General features: G+C 52.9%; 14 protein-coding genes. 8 read left to right on the forward strand and 6 right to left on the reverse strand.

Annotated elements, in window-relative coordinates; translation table 11 throughout:
- Entirely contained in the window at positions 1–918 is a 918-nt protein-coding gene (locus LX87_RS18760; RefSeq protein WP_111629786.1) for a patatin-like phospholipase family protein, read from the reverse strand.
- 171 nt (positions 919–1,089) lie between these two features.
- On the opposite strand from LX87_RS18760, the gene LX87_RS18765 reads away from it, so the two are divergent.
- Entirely contained in the window at positions 1,090–2,064 is a 975-nt protein-coding gene (locus LX87_RS18765) for a polyprenyl synthetase family protein (protein ID WP_111629787.1), read from the forward strand.
- A 64-nt stretch (positions 2,065–2,128) separates the two neighbouring features.
- On the opposite strand, the gene LX87_RS18770 is transcribed toward LX87_RS18765, so the two are convergent.
- On the reverse strand, positions 2,129–2,860 hold the full coding sequence (locus LX87_RS18770; protein ID WP_111629788.1) for a fatty acid desaturase: 732 nt from the start codon (positions 2,858–2,860) through the stop codon (positions 2,129–2,131).
- Between the two features lie 99 nt (positions 2,861–2,959).
- On the opposite strand from LX87_RS18770, the gene pafA reads away from it, so the two are divergent.
- Entirely contained in the window at positions 2,960–4,621 is a 1,662-nt protein-coding gene (gene pafA / locus LX87_RS18775; protein ID WP_111629789.1) for an alkaline phosphatase PafA, read from the forward strand.
- Positions 4,622–4,696: 75 nt separating this feature from the next.
- On the opposite strand, the gene LX87_RS18780 is transcribed toward pafA, so the two are convergent.
- The 3 genes from LX87_RS18780 to LX87_RS18790 form a co-directional block, all read right to left on the reverse strand.
- The gene (locus LX87_RS18780) at positions 4,697–5,146 is read right to left on the reverse strand and encodes an NfeD family protein (protein ID WP_111629790.1); all 450 of its coding nucleotides are present in this window, start codon (positions 5,144–5,146) and stop codon (positions 4,697–4,699) included.
- A gap of 86 nt (positions 5,147–5,232) precedes the next feature.
- On the reverse strand, positions 5,233–6,150 hold the full coding sequence (locus LX87_RS18785) for an SPFH domain-containing protein (RefSeq protein ID WP_111629791.1): 918 nt from the start codon (positions 6,148–6,150) through the stop codon (positions 5,233–5,235).
- Positions 6,151–6,526: 376 nt separating this feature from the next.
- Positions 6,527–7,684, reverse strand: coding sequence for an acyl-CoA dehydrogenase (locus LX87_RS18790; protein WP_111629792.1), 1,158 nt, complete (start codon positions 7,682–7,684; stop codon positions 6,527–6,529).
- A 309-nt stretch (positions 7,685–7,993) separates the two neighbouring features.
- Here LX87_RS18790 and LX87_RS18795 point away from each other — a divergent pair, with 309 nt between their 5' ends.
- The 6 genes from LX87_RS18795 to LX87_RS18820 all read left to right on the forward strand — a co-directional run bounded on the left by LX87_RS18795 (position 7,994) and on the right by LX87_RS18820 (position 15,693).
- A complete protein-coding gene (locus LX87_RS18795) occupies positions 7,994–9,325 on the forward strand; it encodes a UDP-glucose dehydrogenase family protein (protein ID WP_111629793.1) in 1,332 nt (443 codons plus the stop codon).
- 129 nt (positions 9,326–9,454) lie between these two features.
- Positions 9,455–10,435, forward strand: a complete 981-nt coding sequence (locus LX87_RS18800) for a UDP-glucuronic acid decarboxylase family protein (protein WP_111629794.1) — start codon at positions 9,455–9,457, stop codon at positions 10,433–10,435.
- Between the two features lie 262 nt (positions 10,436–10,697).
- On the forward strand, positions 10,698–13,517 hold the full coding sequence (locus LX87_RS18805; RefSeq protein ID WP_262511089.1) for a SusC/RagA family TonB-linked outer membrane protein: 2,820 nt from the start codon (positions 10,698–10,700) through the stop codon (positions 13,515–13,517).
- An 11-nt stretch (positions 13,518–13,528) separates the two neighbouring features.
- Positions 13,529–15,028 carry a RagB/SusD family nutrient uptake outer membrane protein gene (locus LX87_RS18810; RefSeq protein WP_170139390.1) on the forward strand — a complete coding sequence of 500 codons (1,500 nt, stop codon included), beginning with the start codon at positions 13,529–13,531 and terminating at the stop codon, positions 15,026–15,028.
- 7 nt (positions 15,029–15,035) lie between these two features.
- Positions 15,036–15,437 (forward strand): hypothetical protein, encoded by a 402-nt coding sequence (locus tag LX87_RS18815; RefSeq protein WP_111629797.1) that lies wholly within the window; start codon positions 15,036–15,038, stop codon positions 15,435–15,437.
- A 55-nt stretch (positions 15,438–15,492) separates the two neighbouring features.
- Positions 15,493–15,693: a hypothetical protein gene (locus tag LX87_RS18820; RefSeq protein ID WP_111629798.1), complete on the forward strand. Its 201-nt coding sequence runs from the start codon at positions 15,493–15,495 to the stop codon at positions 15,691–15,693.
- Between the two features lie 66 nt (positions 15,694–15,759).
- On the opposite strand, the gene frr is transcribed toward LX87_RS18820, so the two are convergent.
- Positions 15,760–16,320 carry a ribosome recycling factor gene (gene frr, locus LX87_RS18825; protein ID WP_111629799.1) on the reverse strand — a complete coding sequence of 187 codons (561 nt, stop codon included), beginning with the start codon at positions 16,318–16,320 and terminating at the stop codon, positions 15,760–15,762.
- Positions 16,321–16,391 lie beyond the last annotated feature (71 nt).

Raw genomic sequence — 16,391 nt, forward strand, 5'->3', positions numbered from 1 at the left:
TTATACTTTTCGCCCGACTCCCTCGGCCCGCAGGACTTCCGTCGCGTGCTGGTAGCCCTGAACAATCAGTCGCCCAATGTCGTCGGAGGAGAATTTCATCAGGTTCAGGTACAGCGGCTCGTGGGGGCGGATAAGCGTCAGGCGCATGTCGTTGCCCCGGAGTTTCTCCCGCTCAATCCAGCGTTCGGCCCAGGCGATGTCGTTGTTGACGATCTGGTTAACGGTAATATCCTTCACCCGTTCGACGAGGTTCAGCAGGCTGCGGTAATTGAATTTTTCGGTGAAGATCCGCTTGGCGTGACAGGCTACACAGACCAGTTCGTCGGCTCCATCGTCGATGGCTTCCCGCAACGGAGCCACTTCCCGCAAACCGCCATCCAGAAACATTTTCTGGCGATCGCCACCGATGCAGACGGCGGGCATCAGAAACGGCAGCGAACTGCTGGCAATGACGTAATCCAGAATGCATTCGTCTTCGTTGGTAGCATATACCAGGTCGCCCTTAATAATATCAACGGCACCCACTTTCAGTTTGACGGGGCTGTTGATGAGGATGGGGAGTTTGATGTGGGTCCGGATCAGCGTTTGGAGCGGGGTGTTGTCCAGCAAGCCGTCGAAACGGCTCATGAGTGTGTTGTAGCCCATCATAATCCGCGACCGGATTTCGGCGACATCTTCGGGTTTGGTAATGTTCCGAATCCAGAATTCGATCAGTTGCCGCCCGGCTTTAGGCCAGTCAATGGCACCGTGTTCTGCGAATTGCTTTCCGGCTTCGTGCGCCAGAAAAACGGCATTCAGGCTGCCAACCGAGATACCGTAAATCGCTTCGGGTTCAAAACCGGCTTCCAGAATGGCCTGAATGGCTCCTGCCTGAAATGCGCCCTTCAGGGAGCCGCCCCCTAATACCAGTGCACGCATGGAACTTTTCTAGAGATAAATGATGAATACAGGGCTCAAATAACACCTTTCCGGGCAGCGTTCATACATCCTCACCCATAATTTTTTGAAGTTTTGTCCTGATGTTCACGTTTCGGTGGTATACTTGCGCCCTGAATACGGTCCGTCCAAGCTGACGGACTAGCTGCACTGATGCCACTATCGATCCGGGACATACAAGCGCCGATTGCTGCCGAAATGGAGACATTTGAGCACAAATTCCGGCAGTTCATGAAAAGCGAAGTTATGTTGCTCGATCAGATCATGAACTATATTGTGCGCCGGAAAGGCAAGCAGCTCCGGCCAATGTTTGTTTTTCTGACGGCGGGCGTGTGCGGAACCATCACAGAATCAACCCATCGGGGGGCGGCTTTGATCGAACTGCTGCACACGGCTACGCTGGTACACGACGATGTGGTCGATGACTCCAATTACCGCCGGAGCTTTTTTTCCATCAATGCCCTCTGGAAAAACAAAATCGCCGTCCTGGTGGGCGACTACCTGCTGTCGCGCGGATTGCTGCTTTCGGTCGATAACAACGAATACGACCTGCTGAAAATCGTCTCCACCGCCGTGCGCGAAATCAGCGAGGGCGAATTGCTACAAATTGAAAAAGCCCGTCGGCTCGACATTACCGAAGACGTTTACTACGAAATTATCCGCCAGAAAACCGCATCGCTGATATCGGCCTGCTGCGCCGTGGGAGCGCGGTCGGTAGATGCTTCGCAGGACATCATCGAAACCGCCCGGATGTTTGGCGAAAAAGTAGGCATAGCCTTTCAGATCAAAGACGATCTGTTTGATTACGGCGAGGTGGAGGTTGGTAAACCGCTCGGTATCGACATCAAGGAAAAGAAAATGACGCTGCCCTTGATTTACGCGCTCAACCACGCGGGCTGGACCGAAAAACGGCGGATGATTAACATTGTCAAAAACGAAAGCGAGAACCCCAAACGGGTCGCGGAAGTGATCGACTTTGTGAAAAAATCCGGCGGTATTCAATACGCCACCACGGTCATGACCCGCTACGTCGACGAAGCCAAAGCCCTGCTCTTTACGCTGCCCGAATCCGCTTACCGCACGTCTCTCGAACAACTGGTTCAATACACCATCGAACGAAGCAAGTGAGTTAAGAATTAAGAGTGATAAGTTAGGAGTGAAGAGTTGGCTGACGCATTGTAACTCATCACTCTTAATTCTTAACTCTTAACTCCAGTTCCCGCGCTTCGGGGAGTTTCCACCAGGGCAGGTAAGGCCAGGTGTGGTGTTCGGCATGGTAGCCGAAGAAGTAACAGCTCAGGAAAGCCGTCACGTGGTTTAGTTTCTGGCTGCGGGCGTTGTGGGGCGGATTGTGGTGCTCACCGCGATGGGGGAGATAGGTTCCGAAATAAAATAGCTGGAATGTGCTCAGAATGGCCGGGACCATCCAGAACAGAATCAGATTCTCCATCGGAAACCAGATTTTCAGGATATTATACGTAACGCCCATCAGCACAATCTGGATCACCGAAATGTATTCTTTCAGGAAGCTGTAATACCAGGCCAAAAAGTTGGGGTTTCCGTCGTGAAAATCCGGGTCGTCGCCGGTGGCCGAATGCTTGTGGTGCAGGTGGTGTTTGCGGCTGAGCCGGTTGTAGTTATTAAACGCGAACAGCGTGGTGCAGAGAAAGCCAATCCAGTAGTTGAGCCGTTTGTTGTGCGGAGCAACCACACCGTGAATCGCGTCGTGGGCCGTAATGAAAACGCCCGTGTACAGGTGCGTCTGAATCAGCACAAAGATATAAACCAGCGGATTTTTCCAGTCAATCGGGAAATTGAGCAGAAAAATCAGCATTCCCAGCCAGCTAAGCAGAATGACGGTGGCCGCAATCAGGCCCCGGTTGCCGATTTGGGCCGGTTTAAACGAAATGGCAGATGGCGTCATTTATGAATTCATTTAACGGCTAACGACACGTGTACCAGAAATGTTCATTACTTTTGGGAGTGTAACCCGACCGATTTTTAACAGTTCCATTCTAATAGCATGAAATTACTCTATTTTGCGGCATTCCTGTTGGCACCCGCCCTGTCCTTTGGACAGCCGACCGTCAAGAAAGCAGCCCCTGCTTCCTCTTCCCTGAGCCGTCCGAAACTAGTTGTTGGTATTATCGTTGACCAGATGCGGTACGATTATTTGTACCGGTATTACAACAAATACAGCGAAGGGGGTTTCAAGCGGATGATGCGCGACGGTTTTAACGCCCGCAACAATCATTATCATTACGCAGCTACCATCACAGCGCCCGGCCACACCCACGTTTACACGGGTTCTGCGCCCGCCATTTCCGGTATTGTGGGCAACGACTGGTACGACCGGCGTCTGGATCGCGATATGTATTGCGTGGAAGATTCCACGGTTTCAGCGGTTACGGCAAGCGGAACACCAACGTCGGCGGGTAAAATGTCACCGCGCAATCTGCTGGTTACCACCGTGACCGATCAGTTAAAAACGGCTACCCAGGGCCGTTCCAAAGTTATTGGGGTTGCCATGAAAGACCGGGGCGCTATTCTGCCCGCAGGTCATGCTGCCAATGCGGCTTACTGGTTTGATTCGAAAGACGGTAGCTGGATTACCAGTTCGTTCTACATGAAAGAGCAGCCGCAGTGGGCCAAGGAATTTAATGCCCGTAAGCTGTCGGATAAATACCTGACACAAGCCTGGGAAACCATCTTGCCGCTGGATCAATACATCGAAAGTACAGCCGATGATACGCCCTTTGAAAACCCGCTGGCCGGGGAGCAGAAAGCCGTGTTTCCGCACCAGGCGGTGGCCTCGCTGGGCAGTAAATACGAAGCCCTGCGGACCAGCCCCTTCGGCGATGTTCTGACGAAGGAAATGGCCCTGGCCGCCCTGAAAGGCGAGAACATGGGGAAAGGTACCGAAACCGATTTTCTGTGCGTGAGTTTCTCCTCACCCGATGCCATTGGCCACCGCTTCAGCCCGTCGTCGGTGGAGGCCCAGGATGAGTACCTGCGGCTGGACAAAGTGATTGCCGAATTGCTGACGGCGCTGGATGCGCAGGTAGGCAAGGGAAATTATTTCACGTTTCTTTCGGCTGACCACGGAGCCGCCGACAATCCGGCTTATTCGATGAGCCTCAACCTGCCGGGTGGTTTTCTGGACGGGAAGAAAGTGGGCGCGGCTACCGAAAAAGCCCTGACCGATGCTTTTGGACCGGGCAAATGGATTTCCGGAGACGCCAATGGACAGATCTACCTGAACCACGACCTGTTGCGGGAGAAAAAAATCAAAGTAGCCGATGCTGCCGAAGCGGTGCGGTTTGCGCTGCTGAAAATACCGGGTGTTCAGGACGTGCTTAACCTGCACGATATCAACGGTAACTCGGTGCCGGAGTACTGGCTGCCCCTGTTGCGCAACGTGTACCATCCCAAACGGAGTGGCGATTTGTACATTGTTATCCAGCCCGGCTGGCTGGAAGGCTACCAGAAAGGCGGTACCTCGCACGGTACGCTTTTTAACTACGATACGCACGTACCGCTGCTGTTCTACGGCTGGGGCATCAAACCCGGCGAAACAACCCGCCGGACGCACATTGCCGACATTGCTTCTACGGTTTCGGCGCTCCTGCACATCCTGGAGCCCAGCGGAAACATCGGTAACCCGATTGCCGAAGCGATTAAGTAACCTCTAATACCGTTAGAATAAAAAAACCGGCCCTGGAAGCCGGTTTTTTATTTCGGTAAATTAGGCTGCGGACGATTACAAGACACTTTCAATAGAAACCAGATTGACCACCGCCCGAATACCGTCCATCCGCTTGATGACCACCTGCTTTCCGGCCAGAATCGATTCTTCGGTTTCCGAAACGGCAATCCATTCGGTGCCCCGGTAAAAAATCCGGCCCTCACCGTGGGCCGGGATGGTCAGGATAACCTTCGCCCGGTCACCCACGTATTCGGTGTATTCCTGCTTTTTGGTCCGCGACTCAAACCAGCGCCGGAGCGGTTTCCGACCGGCAACCAGGGTGATGATCGTCACAACCGAAAAGCAAAGCAGTTGACCGCTGACGTCGGACGTCAGGCCCAGCCCGGTCAGCAGGGCCGTCACTAAGGCCCCCACGCTTAGAAAGGCGAAGACAAACGAAATACTGACCAGCTCAGCGGTCAGAAACAGGAGGCCCAGCACGGCCCAGATTTGTGATGATGTCATAACGGTAGACGGTTAATGGCTTTCGGTATTCCGTACTCAAGTTATTGGCCTTTACGCTCGCGTCAGGGTCGGTGAATCGGGAAAAGTTAAACGGTTTTCTCCTGCTGCTTCACCACCGTCATCGCCGTGGAAATGATGGACGACAGATCGCCGAAGTTAGCGGGCAGAATCAGCGTATTGTTGGTGCGGGCCAGATTCCCGAATTGACTGACCACCTGCTCGGCCACGCGCAGCTGAACGGCATTCATCCCGCCATCTTCCTGAATCGCCACGGCAATTTTGCGGATGCTTTCGGCGGTCGCGTCGGCAATGGATTTGATGGCTTCCGCCTGACCGGAGGCTTCGTTGATCTGCCGCAACCGAATCCCCTCGGATTCCAGCACGACTTTCTGCTTCTGGCCTTCGGCAATATTGATGGCTGATTGCTTCTGCCCCTCGGATTCCAGGATGACGGCCCGCTTTTCGCGTTCGGCCTGCATCTGTTTCTCCATCGCATTCAGAACGGTTTGGGGGGGCGTAATGTTCTTGATTTCATAACGCAACACCTTGACACCCCAGCCAATGGCGGCTTCGTCGATCGAGTGGACCACCGCCTGGTTGATCGTGGTGCGTTCCTCGAAGGTTTTATCCAGTTCAATTTTGCCCATCTCGCTCCGCATGGTAGTCTGCGACAACTGGCTGACGGCAAATTTATAATCCGAAATACCGTAAGAGGCTTTCATGGGGTCGATGATCTGGATAAAAATAACGCCATCGACGCGCACCTGTACGTTGTCACGCGTGATACAGATCTGCTCCGGAATGTCCAGGGCGGTTTCTTTCAGGCTGTGTTTATAGGCAACGCGGTCGAAAAACGGAATAATGAAGTTGACGCCCGGTTGCAGCACAGCGAAGAATTTGCCGAGCCGCTCCACGACGTAAGCCGTTTGCTGAGGAACGACCTTGACCGTAGCAAACACCACAACCAGCGCCAGAAAAGCGAGCGTAAGAAATACGTATCCCATGAGACTTGAAAGGTTAAGTTAAATTCGATGCGGTAAATCTCGGATAACTAATGAGATACCCCAAGTAATGTGATGATAGACAGAAAAAAGCATAAATGAAAGGTCGCCGGGGTAGATGGATAAAGAATCACTGAGCAAAAACCGTTTGTATGCTTTAACGAATTTTTAAATCGGAATTAATACCGGTTTAATCTGCCGGGGTAATCTTGCCTGTGTAAAGTCAGCGGCCCGGTAGAGGAGAAAATAAGCCAGCATGGCAATGGCCAAAACCGGAACGGCGACTTTATACAGTACTGGAGCTTAAGTAAAAAGTAATCAGCTAATTTTAGGTTTAATTGTGGAAAGACAGAAAGGCGGGGTTTCCCCGCCTTTTCTCTTAGCAGGAAAGCAGCAACCGCGAAATCACCACCCGCTGGATTTCGCTGGTTCCTTCGCCGATGGTGCAGAGCTTGGCGTCGCGGTAAAACTTCTCGACTGGATAGTCTTTCGTGTATCCGTACCCGCCAAAAATCTGGACGGCTTCGTCGGCGGTTTTAACGGCCACTTCCGATGCGTACAGCTTAGCCATAGCCGATTCTTTTGTGACGGGTTTGCCCGCATCGTTCAGATCCGCAGCCTGATAGGTGAGTAGTCGGGCGGCTTCAATGCTCGTGGCCATATCGGCGAGTTTGAAGGCGATGGCCTGAAACCGGGCAATTGACTGACCGAATTGCTGGCGTTCCTGAGCGTACTTTAGCGCGTGTTCGTAGGCTCCCTGCGCAATTCCCAGGCTCAGGGCGGCAATTGAAATCCGGCCACCGTCCAGAATTTTCATGGCCTGAACAAAGCCGTCGCCCACGTCGCCCAACCGCTGATTATCCGGAATGCGGCAATCCTCAAAAAGCATTTCAGCGGTTTCCGATGCCCGCATACCGAGTTTGTCTTCTTTCCGACCGCCCGAAAAACCGGGTGTACCGCGCTCAACCACAAAAGCCGTGGCGTTGTGGGGTGTATTGGGTTCGCCGGTTCGGGCGATGACCACGGCCACCTGCCCGCTTTTGCCGTGGGTGATAAAATTCTTGGCCCCATTCAGTACCCACTCGTCGCCATCCCGGACGGCGATGGTTCGCATATTGCCCGCGTCGGAGCCGGTATTAGGTTCGGTCAGTCCCCAGGCGCCAATCCACTCGCCAGTGGCTAATCGGGGCAAATACCGTTGTTTCTGCTCAGGAGTACCGAATTTTAGAATGTGGTTGGTGCACAGGGAGTTATGGGCTGCTACCGACAAGCCGATAGCGCCGTCGATTTTAGCCAATTCGACAATGACACTAACGTACGCACGGTAGCCCAGTCCGGCCCCGCCGTATTCTTCCGGGACCAGAACGCCCAGCACCCCCAGCTCGCCCAACTGCCGCATTAGCTCTATCGGGAAGTGTTGAGCCTCATCCCATTCCCGAACAAACGGCTGAATCTGGCGGAGGGCAAAGTCACGAACCGTTTGTGCAATCAGTTGGGAAATATCGTTTACTTGGTTTTCTCCAATTTCTGACGTCATGGACAAGTTTCGCGCAACGGCGATTTTAAAGTGATCCTCGTAATAATTTACAACTTTAAATCGACAGTCTCAAGTCCTTCTGAAAATCCAATGGAAATCCTTTTCCTGCGTCTGGCAAATCAACGGCTTAAGAGCGTAATAGGCAAAATACCAGCCTACTAGCCGCGTGTTTCAGACCGGTTGATACAAAACAGGGTCCGGACCGTCGGAATTACGTAAAAAAATCTATTTTTGTGTTCTGCAAGCAACGTATATAAAAAGTACAAATCTGCTGAAATACAACCTTCTATTATATCTACCATTTGATCTATGAAATTAGCTGTTATAGGAACCGGGTATGTCGGACTGGTGACCGGTACCTGTTTTGCGGAAACCGGAAATCAGGTAACCTGCGTTGATATCGACGAACGAAAAGTTGAAAAACTCAACAACGGTATTATTCCGATCTACGAACCCGGTCTTGATGTACTGTTCAACCGAAATACTGCCGAAGGCCGTCTGAAATTTACGACCAACCTGGCCGAAGGCATCGAAGGCGCGGAGGTCATCTTCCTGGCCCTGCCTACTCCGCCGGGTGAAGACGGTTCCGCTGATTTGAAATACATTCTGAAAGTAGCCGACGACCTCGGCCCGCTGCTGAAGCAGTACGCGGTGGTCGTTGATAAAAGTACTGTTCCGGTTGGAACCGCCGAAAAGGTGCGCAATATGATTTCCAAAGGCGCTCAGGTTGATTTCGACGTGGTATCAAACCCGGAGTTTCTGCGCGAAGGGGTGGCCGTTGAGGATTTCATGAAACCCGACCGCGTGGTGATTGGTACGCAATCTGAGAAAGCCAAAACGGTGATGAATAAGCTGTATGCTCCGCTGGTGCGGCAGGGCAATCCCGTGATTTTCATGGATGAACGTTCGGCGGAAATGACGAAGTATGCCGCCAATGCGTTTCTGGCCGTAAAGATTTCCTTCATGAACGAAATTGCCAACCTGTGTGAGAAAGTAGGTGCTAACGTCGATGACATTCGGAGGGGCATCGGAACAGACAGCCGCATCGGCAAACGGTTTTTGTTCGCCGGAATTGGCTACGGCGGAAGCTGCTTCCCGAAAGACGTGCAGGCGCTGGCCAAAACGGCGCAGGATAACGCCTACGATTTCAAGATTCTGAAGTCGGTGATGGACGTGAACGCCCAGCAGAAAAGCAAACTGCTGCCGTTGATTAAAGATCACTTTGACGGTAACCTGAAAGGCAAAACCATCGCCATCTGGGGGCTGGCGTTTAAACCGTATACCGATGACATCCGCGAAGCGCCGGCGCTGGAAAACATCCGGGCGCTGTTGAGCGAAGGGGCGAAAGTGACGGTGTATGACCCCGAAGCGATGGAAAACGTGCGGAATCTACTTGGTAATCAGATTACCTACGCGCACACCTCGTATGCGGCTCTGGACGATGCCGACGCGCTGGTGATCATGACCGAATGGCCGCTGTTCCGTACACCCGATTTCAACAAAATGAATCTGCTGTTGAAAAACAAGGTGATTTTTGACGGGCGTAACGTCTACGAACTCGACCAGATGAAAGAAGTGGGCTACACCTACTACAGCATCGGGCGCGAAACAGTAATGCCGGAAGTTCATCAGAGTGCCTAGATCAAACGAAAACAGACCTGAAAATACGAGCAACGGTTTTAGCCTGCGGTTTAGGCGGGGCTGCCTGAGCGGTTTTCATCACAAAACCTGGGCTATAAACCTTTCATTTAAAACAACAGTCACGACTCTATGAAACGCGTACTAATAACGGGTGGGGCCGGTTTCCTCGGATCACACCTCTGCGATCGCTTTATCAAGGAAGGGTATCACGTTATTGCGATGGATAACCTCATTACGGGCGATATCCGCAACATCGAACACCTGTTCCACCTGCCGAATTTTGAGTTCTACCACCACGACGTATCGAAATTTATTCACGTTCCGGGTGAACTGGATTACATTCTGCACTTTGCGTCGCCCGCCAGCCCCATCGATTACCTGAAAATCCCGATTCAAACGCTGAAAGTAGGTTCGTTGGGGATTCACAACTGTCTGGGACTGGCGCGGGTTAAAAACGCCCGGGTCCTGATTGCGTCAACCTCGGAAGTATACGGCGATCCGGCGGTTCACCCACAGAACGAAGACTATTGGGGCAATGTTAACCCGGTGGGGCCGCGGGGCGTTTACGACGAAGCCAAACGGTTCCAGGAAGCGATGACGATGGCGTACCACACGTTCCACGGTTTGGAAACCCGGATTGTCAGGATTTTCAATACCTACGGCCCCCGGATGCGGCTCAACGACGGTCGGGTACTGCCCGCTTTCATCGGTCAGGCCCTGCGCGGAGAAGACCTGACGGTTTTCGGTGACGGTAGCCAGACCCGTTCCTTTTGCTACGTAGATGATCTGATCGAAGGCATCTATCGGTTGCTCCTGAGCGACTATGCTTATCCGGTCAACATTGGTAACCCCAACGAAATCACGATCCGGGAGTTTGGCGAGGAAATCATCAAACTGACGGGCACTACCCAAAAACTGGTGGTGAAACCGTTGCCGACCGACGACCCCAAACAACGCCGTCCGGACATTACGCGGGCGAAGGAAATTCTGGGATGGGAGCCGAAAGTGTCGCGGGAAGAAGGCTTGCGGATTACGTATGAATACTTCAAAAGCCTGCCCGAAGAAGAGCTTTTCAAAGCTGCTCACCACCGCGAGTTTGTGAAGAAATAACGAACGCGGTTCCGAACCTGCGGACGATAGCCCGCAAGGGGTCGCCTTCGCCGGAATCATAGATTTGAATGAACTGAAGCCCGCGCGGCCCGGTTCGTGGAGCCCTTAAACCTCCGTGATTGTGAAGATCACGGAGGTTTTTATTTTTTGTCTGGTATTATTCCTGAATTAAAAGAGTTGGTTTACCTTTGGCGTTACCTTCTCTAACCCTATCTCAGGTATGATAAATTCACCGCTGAATCGGTGCTACTCAACGTTGTGGATGCGATACAATAGCTTGGCAGTTAGTTGTTTATCCTTATTTTTTGCTGCTCAAACACCCAGTTTTGCTACCTCTGCCCCCCCTGCGGAAGATTCTCTTTCGGTTCGGAGTGGACGGCTGGTAAGTCCGCAGTCTATCAGTTCAAACGATACCGTTTCTGCCCAAAAGCTCCGGCGCATCGTGACGGCAAATGCTCTCCAGGCGTTACAGGGCCAGGTCGCGGGCCTGCTCGTTCGGTCTAATTCCGGAGAACCGGGCGGGGCGGCTACCCTGCAAATTCACGGTCCCGGTCGCTTCGGAGATACCACCCCGCTGGTGGTCGTTGATGGGATGATTATCGGACAGTCGGACAACCTGAACTGGCTCACGCCGAATTCCATTGAATCGGTCGAAGTGCTGAAAGATGCGGCTTCAACGGGGCTGTATGGAATGCGGGGCAGCAACGGCGTTATTCTCATTACCACCAAAAAAGGAACGACAGGCGCCCCCCGCGTTAATCTGGATGTGTACACGGGCGTTGGGCGGGCCAGTCAGGGGCCGCAACTTCTCAACACCCGCCAGTACATTGACTTCATCAACGACAGCCGTTCAAACGGCGGGCTGATTCCGGCCTTTAAGCTGACCAACCAGTCATCACTCGATACGTTGCTGGGCACCAGTACCGATTGGCTGGGTGCGTTGATGCGCCCGGCCCCGGTTCGGAGTGCCTATCTTTCGGTGGCGGGTGGCAACGAATCGGCCCGGTATCTGATGGCCGCCGATTACTTCCGGCAGGATGGTGTCATTCGGGGTTCCGATTTTGAACGGTTATCGCTACGGCTTAACACCGACTTTGATCTGGCCGAAAACCTGAAAGTCGGGCAGCACCTGACGGTCGGGCAGTCGGTTCAGCACGCCAACGACGGTGCCAGTGGCCGGACGCCCATCGAACTGGCGATGAAAAGTGCGCCGTATCTCTCCATTACCAATCCCAGATGGGTGGGTGGGTATAACGGGACGACCTATCTGGATGCCAACAACGATACGCCCAACCCCATCGGACTAGCGGCCCTGACCAACGACCGGCGAACGGCGCTGAATCTGACCGGCGATTTGTTCGGGGAATGGACGCTGCTGGAGGGCCTGACTTACCGCGCTACTCTGGGGTTTGACGTGCGTAATGCTGACCGGGTTTATTCCCGCCCGGCCTTCAACATGGGCGAGTATAATCTGAACCTCACGGCATCGCTGGCCCGGGCCAAACAGACGAATTACAACACGCTGCTGCACCATCAGGTAAGTTACACGCGAACCCAGGACGTTCATTCGTTTGGAATTTTGCTGGCCGGAAGCCGTCAGACCTACCGCAGCGACGATGTGCAGGCTTCGGCGGATAATTTGCCCGGTAACGACATTCGGTCGCTGACGGCGGGGCAATCGTCGCGGAACCGGACCGTGGGCGGCACCTACGGTTTTTACCGGATTGTGAGCCTGTTGGGCCAGTTGTCGTACGATTATGACAAAAAATACTGGCTAACGGCGGCCATCCGGCGTGATGGTTCGTCGCGTTTCGGGCCGGGGCACCGGTTTGGCGTATTCCCGTCGGTGGGCGGGGCCTGGTACATCAGCAAAGAAGCCTTTATGGAAGCCGTTCCCTACCTGAACGCCGTCAAACTGCGGGCGGGCTGGGGCAAAACCGGCAACGACAACGTGGGCGATTTTCAGTACGCATCGCTGATTGCTCAAAACTACAATTACCCGTTTGGCCCAACTAATTCGTTTCTGGGTGTCGGTGCTTTTCCGAGTACGCTGCCCAACCCCGGCGTTCGCTGGGAAACCACGACGACCAGCAACGTGGGCCTGGATGTGAACGCACTGGAGGACCTGATAAAGATACGGGTCGATTATTTCCGGCGACGGACAACGGATTTGCTGGTAGAGGTTCCCTTGCCGGCATCGGTAGGGGCTGAGGCTCCGCTGACCAACGCCGGGGTAGTTGATAACTCCGGAATTGATCTGAGTCTGGCGGTGCAGCAAAGCACAGATTTGATTACGTATAGTGTCGGCGGTTTTGCGAGTTGGCAAAAAAACAAAGTCGTTTCGCTGGGCGAACGGCCCGGCCCGGCTTTCTCCGGTCTGGTTCAGGAGGAAAACGTAACGGCCACGGCGGTTGGGCAGCCGGTTGGCAGTTTTTACGGTTTTCGGCGGGAAGGGATTTTCCAGAACCGCACCGAAATCATCAACAACCCGAGCCTGACCGGCACCGAACCCGGCGATATTCGCTACGCCGATCTGAACGGCGATGAACGGATTACGGACGACGATAAAACGTTTCTGGGTAGCCCCGTTCCGACTTTCTATTACGGTGTTATGGCTTCCGTCAGCGGTTTGGGCTTCGATCTGTCGGTGTTGTTACAGGGCGAATCGGGGCGGCAATTGTATAATGCCACGTCCTATTGGTTATACGGTTTTCAGGGACGATACAATGCCGGAACGCAGGTGCTCAATCGCTGGACCCGCGACAACCCATCGACGACCGAGCCCCGCGTGGATGCGTCCGGCACCCGCAATTTCCGTCCGTCCGACCGTTTTATCGAGAACGGTAGTTATTTCCGGGTCAAGTCGCTGCAACTTGGCTATACCTTGCCGAAGGAATTAACGTCGCGCTTTGGCGCCAGTCACGTGCGGGTGTACGTTGGTGCGCAAAACCTGTTTACCCAAACCAAATACAGCGGTTTTGACCCCGAGTTCGCCAGCAATCAGGCCGTGGCCGAAGGGATTGATCGGGCGCAGCAACCTCAGTCACGGATGTTTTTGGGCGGGATTCAACTCAACTTTTGATGAACTACTGTATGAAAAAGATAAGCACCCTGTTGCTGGTGGCCGGGCTGATGGCCGGTTGTAGCGAAAAGGCACTGGATGTTCAGAATGTCAATGAGCTGACCACCGATAATTATTACAAAACGGAAGAAGACGCGATGAAAGCCGTCAACGCGGCTTATGCGACGCTGGCATCACCGGAACTGTACTCGCAGATGATCCATCTGACGCAGGAGTTGATGTCTGACGAAACCAGCGCGACGGCATCGACCAGCCCGAGTCTGGTGCAGATGCGCGAAGCCGAGGCTGACGCGTCCAACGAAGTGTTCAATTTTCTCTGGTCAGGTTGTTATCAGGGTGTTTACCGGAGTAACTTGGCGATCAGCCGAATTCCGGGCGTTCCGATGAATGAGGATAAAAAAAGCCGTTTGCTGGGCGAAGCGTATTTTTTGCGCGGGCTATATTATTTCACGCTGGTAACCAATTTTGGGGACGTGCCGCTGATTCTGAAAGTGGTTGATGTGAGCAATCCGGTGGAAAAACAACCCAGCCGAACCGCGACGGCGCAGGTGTATGCGGCCATTCTGAAAGATTTTGAGGAGGCCGAAAAGCGGCTTCCGGTTGCGTACGAAGAGGACGACATTGGCCGGTCCACGCGCGGAGCGGCTAAGGGATTTCGGGCTAAAGCCCTGCTGTACCGAGCTAATCTGACCAACAACCAGGCTGATTATGCCGCATCCGCGCAATTGTTTAAGGAAATCATCGACTCGAATGTGTACAACCTGATGCCCGACTACCGCGACAACCATACGAACATAAACGAAAATAACCGGGAGTCGCTGTTTGAAGTGCAGTTCTCAACCACTGTGGACCCCGGTGCTTTCTGCGACGAGTGCGGTACGGGTGGTCTGCGACCGCTTGAAATGGGGGTGCGGGGCCGGGCCTACAACAACGTTATCCCGTCGGAGTGGTACGTTAAGCAGTTTGAAACCGGTGATACACGGCTTCTGGCGTCTGTTTTTGGCCCACGGGGCAGCAAGTTCGACGGGCTGGATTACTTTCGGGTGCTTGAATACGATTCCTGGTTTGATATTAAACCGACGGATTATGCTACTCGCAAATACCAGAAAGATGCGGGTAATGAATTTGACTGGACGACGGGTTCGGACGTTAATATCCGGCTGCTGCGGTTTGCCGATGTGTTGCTGATGTATGCCGAAGCCGTCAATTCAGCGCAGGGGCCGACCGGCGAAGCCTATGCTGCCGTCAACCGGGTACGGGAGCGGGCGGATCTGAAACCGCTGGATCCGGGCCTTTCAAAAGCCGCCTTTATGGATTGGATCATGCACGAACGGGTGGTTGAACTGGGCATGGAGGGCCACCGCTGGCGCGATCTGGTGCGCTGGAAAAAAGCCTATCTGGAACTAACTTCCAAAGGCCGTCCGTTTGACGAGAAGAAACATTATCTTTTTCCCATTCCCGCCAAAGAACGCCAGTTGAATCCAAACCTGACGCAAAACCCGGGCTGGTAAATGACAAATGAGCAACGGCCAGAAAATACAAGGCTGGAACGGCTTCACGAAATGGTTGCTGATTGTAGCACTATTCTGTGGGTTGTTTCTCTTTTCAGGCAGTCATGATTCTGTTTTGGCTGGAACACGAACCAAAACAGAGTGGAGTGTTTTAAGCCGATTCGCGGTCTCGGAAAGCGTTGATGGAGCCGAAAGTTCCACTTCAGGACAATCGGTTCAGGCAAAGAATACGTTAGACCGATTTGCCTTCGGACTCAACACTCTGTTTGCTTATAACCGTCTCGTAAAAACTAAACTGACTGTTCTCTCCAAGTTTGTTGCTTTTCAAAAATTCGTACCTCATTTTCTGCGCCTAAAAACGATTCCGCAAGGCCCCGTTGACGAACCGGTGACTTTTTGTCAGAAGTAATTTTTCGTGCTTTCATTCAGCATCTTCAGGCAATCTTCAGTCACCTTATCGTTCAATGAAAAACATTAAGAAATTATTCCGGCTGCTCTTTCTGGGTGCACTTCTTCTTTTAGCCTTACTCGGTATTGGTATGGGTGGGGTAGGACCGATCCTGTCGGCAAACCGGGAACGGTATGCAGAGAATGGAATAAAAACAGCGTGGGTTAAAAATGGGGAGGAAGAAGAAAACGCTGAGGAAGAGAAGGATAGGCCTTAATAAAAAGCTACGGGATTCTCAAAAGGGTTGCTGATGAGAATCCCGTAGCAAAGCATACAAAACGGCTTACACCGACATGATATCCTGTTCTTTTGCGACGAAAATGCTGTCGATTTTGGCGATAAAACCGTCCGTCAGTTTCTGAACGCGTTCTTCACCCTTCTTTACATCATCTTCCGAAACGCCTTCTTTGGTCAGTTTCCGAATGTCATCGTTTGTGTCTTTCCGGATGTTGCGGATATTGACTTTACCCACCTCAATTTCCTGCTTTACCTTTTTGACCAGATCGCGACGACGCTCTTCGGTCAGGGGGGGGATGTTCAGACGGATGTTTTCGCCGTCGTTGGTCGGAGAAAGGCCGAGATTGCTGTTGCGAATGGCCTTTTCGATTTCAGCAATCATCTTTTTCTCGAACGGCTTGATCGCAATGGTCCGGGCGTCGGGCGTTGTAATGGAAGCCACGTTGTTAAGGGGTGAATTCACGCCGTAATATTCCACCTGAAGACCGTCCAGCATCGAAGGAGATGCCTTGCCCGCCCGGATTTTAGATAATTCGATGTTCAAATGTTTCAACGCCTTTTCCATCGTATCCCGGGCGTCTTCGAGATAAAGCTCAATTTCTTCCATCGTCTTTAAATAATGATGAATTATGAATGATGAATAATGACTTTATGAGCCGGTCAAACCGGCAACGGACC

It is taken from the genome of Larkinella arboricola, assembly GCF_003259745.1.
GTDB lineage: Bacteria > Bacteroidota > Bacteroidia > Cytophagales > Spirosomataceae > Larkinella > Larkinella arboricola.

Bases quoted from the DNA above. Each gene is read 5' to 3' on its own strand.
- LX87_RS18810 (WP_170139390.1), top strand. From the start codon at position 13,529: ATGAAAAAGATAAGCACCCTGTTGCTGGTGGCCGGGCTGATGGCCGGT.
- LX87_RS18765 (WP_111629787.1), top strand. From the start codon at position 1,090: ATGCCACTATCGATCCGGGACATACAAGCGCCGATTGCTGCCGAAATG.
- pafA (WP_111629789.1), top strand. From the start codon at position 2,960: ATGAAATTACTCTATTTTGCGGCATTCCTGTTGGCACCCGCCCTGTCC.
- LX87_RS18785 (WP_111629791.1), bottom strand. From the start codon at position 6,150: ATGGGATACGTATTTCTTACGCTCGCTTTTCTGGCGCTGGTTGTGGTG.
- LX87_RS18815 (WP_111629797.1), top strand. From the start codon at position 15,036: ATGAGCAACGGCCAGAAAATACAAGGCTGGAACGGCTTCACGAAATGG.
- LX87_RS18770 (WP_111629788.1), bottom strand. From the start codon at position 2,860: ATGACGCCATCTGCCATTTCGTTTAAACCGGCCCAAATCGGCAACCGG.
- LX87_RS18760 (WP_111629786.1), bottom strand. From the start codon at position 918: ATGCGTGCACTGGTATTAGGGGGCGGCTCCCTGAAGGGCGCATTTCAG.
- LX87_RS18780 (WP_111629790.1), bottom strand. From the start codon at position 5,146: ATGACATCATCACAAATCTGGGCCGTGCTGGGCCTCCTGTTTCTGACC.
- frr (WP_111629799.1), bottom strand. From the start codon at position 16,320: ATGGAAGAAATTGAGCTTTATCTCGAAGACGCCCGGGATACGATGGAA.
- LX87_RS18795 (WP_111629793.1), top strand. From the start codon at position 7,994: ATGAAATTAGCTGTTATAGGAACCGGGTATGTCGGACTGGTGACCGGT.
- LX87_RS18790 (WP_111629792.1), bottom strand. From the start codon at position 7,684: ATGACGTCAGAAATTGGAGAAAACCAAGTAAACGATATTTCCCAACTG.
- LX87_RS18800 (WP_111629794.1), top strand. From the start codon at position 9,455: ATGAAACGCGTACTAATAACGGGTGGGGCCGGTTTCCTCGGATCACAC.
- LX87_RS18820 (WP_111629798.1), top strand. From the start codon at position 15,493: ATGAAAAACATTAAGAAATTATTCCGGCTGCTCTTTCTGGGTGCACTT.
- LX87_RS18805 (WP_262511089.1), top strand. From the start codon at position 10,698: ATGCGATACAATAGCTTGGCAGTTAGTTGTTTATCCTTATTTTTTGCT.